2 protein-coding genes are annotated in these 2454 nt (G+C 37.9%); both read right to left on the bottom strand.

The window, feature by feature from the left end:
- Positions 1-389 precede the first annotated feature (389 nt).
- Positions 390-1655, bottom strand: a complete 1266-nt coding sequence (locus JMY06_RS11635) for an McrC family protein (RefSeq protein ID WP_201618406.1) — start codon at positions 1653-1655, stop codon at positions 390-392.
- Between the two features lie 239 nt (positions 1656-1894).
- The gene (locus JMY06_RS11940) at positions 1895-2371 is read right to left on the bottom strand and encodes an AAA family ATPase (protein WP_320157858.1); all 477 of its coding nucleotides are present in this window, start codon (positions 2369-2371) and stop codon (positions 1895-1897) included.
- Positions 2372-2454: the final 83 nt, after the last annotated feature.

Below are 2454 nucleotides of genomic sequence, written 5' to 3' on the forward strand. Positions count from 1 at the left end.
GTTAGAATACCGGCCTGTCACGCCGGGGGTCGCGGGTTCGAGTCCCGTCCGCTGCGCCATATTTAAAACGAATTTAAGCTTTCGAGTTTAAGCAAGTTTCGCCTCAAGTATTAGTTTGCTTGAGGTTTTTTTGTGTCTGAATTTCCTCCTAAAGCCTTTATCCGTAAGGGTTGGTTATTCTATCTTTAAAAACTTCTAAGAAGTAGTCTACTCTTTAGTAAGATATTTCCTATAAGTCTGCGTGCATGCACTCTGCCTTTTAAAAATCGGTGACCAAACGGTGACCATTTTGTGACCAAGGTTATTAAAAGTTACTGACAGTAACTGATCGCCAATTTTTATGCTTATCGATAAGTTTAGGAGCTTAAAGGATTAGCCTCAAACTAAGTTTAAGATAAAGACGGAAACCTTTCTACCCATTCACCGATAACCATTTTGCTAGTTTCAATACAAAATGGTATAGCCCACAATCTCAATTCTTCTGCTAAATAAAAACACTCCAAAGGTATTTCGAACTGATGATGCTTAGGATAAATAAGCATCATGTCCCCACACCCATTCAAATATTTGTGACCATAAGCAAATAGCTGATAAATATCATCCTGTTCTATACTGAAATTATTCTCATTTGAGCTTATTAACTTCCATTTGGTATCGAGTACATGGTAATTTTTTCTTTCTTTACTAATTAATAAATCAGGCCTTAACTGAAAGCGCGATTCTAAACCTTCTTGGTCATTCACCATGTGCTTACTAGAAGCTTGTGTTGTTAGTTGCCAGGGTGCCTCGATGTCTCGTTGTAAGTAGTTTGCCACATACTTCTCGAACAAAATTTCCATTGGGAATAACAATGCAATACCCCGGTGCTCTCCCTTTTGAAAGTTTGGATTAAGTTTTTCAAGTATTAGTTGGCACCATGGCTTTATAGCGCGGTAAGATTGCAATATTTTGATGTCTGACCATTTAGGCATTGAGTTTAGAGGCTCTCTAAGACTCGTTATAGGTTCTAAGATGTGTGAGAGCTCATTAGCCAGTCGCCAGTTCTCAGAACTCCTACAATGCTGCTGTACGTAATCTAATGCCGTTTTAATTAATTGGTTCTCAAGTCGATTTGGATGATAGACGTCATGACGAATATGAAAAAGATGAGCTCGGCCAACCGTTTGTCTTTGTTGAACTGCAATATCAAGCTGACCACGAATAAATCTACTTTCTTCTTCGATTCTTTGATAGTCAAATCTGAGCCCAGACGCTACCAACTCCTTTAACAAATATAAAAACTGATAGTATATCCACTCATGAATAGGTAAGTTCATTCGATTGAGACTGGCAGATTGAGCCTCTTTGTGAGATAGGTTTAAAGTGGATCTTAGCATTTTGCATAAGACATCTCTGCTCTTGTCTGGCTCTTGAGCACCTAATCCTGTCTTTGGTAGTATCTCAATACCTTCGCCGCAAGGACTTTCTAAGTAACCTACATAAGAATGTAGCTGCAAGTATTGTGGACGCTTATAAGTAATAAACCGTCCATAGCTCTCTTTTTCACTTAATTCCACTAACCAATCAAAAGTTTCTTGCTTGATAATAGCTAAATCTAAGCTAGATAATACTGTCTGATCGGTAGTCAGCTGAGCATACTCTCTGACTTGAATCATGCTTCGCCACCCGAAGATTTAGACTTAGGCTGGATCAATATTTTCTTATAGGATTCAGGGTTGTTAAAAGCAGTCTCATTGATATGGTAGCGACGATCATTTAAACCGTTGATACTACTATCAAACAATTCACTAATTGCTGGAGATATATTCCCAGTTTGAATAAATTGTTCTGAGTTATGTTTGCTAGGATCATTCAATACCCAGCCAATACGCTCCCAGTCCGAGAAGAAATATTCTTATAGTAACGGGATAATCCGTCTCTTAAAAATATTACCTAATTCAATTTCTCTTTCTTTATCTGTATTCAAGTCTTTTAACGACCAAAAGTATGAGTGACCTATGGTGTGTTCACGATCTAAAAGTACTTCAATACGCTGATTGATTACTTCCAATAAATCAGCGATTTCTATATCGTATACTTCTACACCTTCTAATAGTTCAGGCTGAGGTAATAACTCAATAAAATCAAATCGGCGACGCAATGCTAAATCTAGCTGTGCAAGAGACTTATCAGCGGTATTCATAGTGCCTAATACATAAAGGTTTGATGGCACTGAGAATGGTGATTTTGAATATGGCAGTATCACTTTGCGAGTATCACTTCCACCCTTACGTTTATCAGGCTCGAGCAACGTGATAAGCTCGCCAAATATTCGTGAAATGTTACCTCGGTTAATCTCATCTATGATTAATACATAGTTATCTTCTAAGATTGAAGACTTGAGCTATGCTGAAGAAACCGTAGAGATAAACTTGGTAAACTAACGACTCGACAAGGAGTTTACCATGACCAAGA

The organism is Psychrobacter urativorans, from assembly GCF_904846675.1.
In the GTDB taxonomy this organism is placed as follows: domain Bacteria; phylum Pseudomonadota; class Gammaproteobacteria; order Pseudomonadales; family Moraxellaceae; genus Psychrobacter; species Psychrobacter urativorans_B.

Coding starts and splice junctions, on each gene's coding strand:
- JMY06_RS11635 (WP_201618406.1), bottom strand. CDS start 1,655: ATGATTCAAGTCAGAGAGTATGCTCAGCTGACTACCGATCAGACAGTA.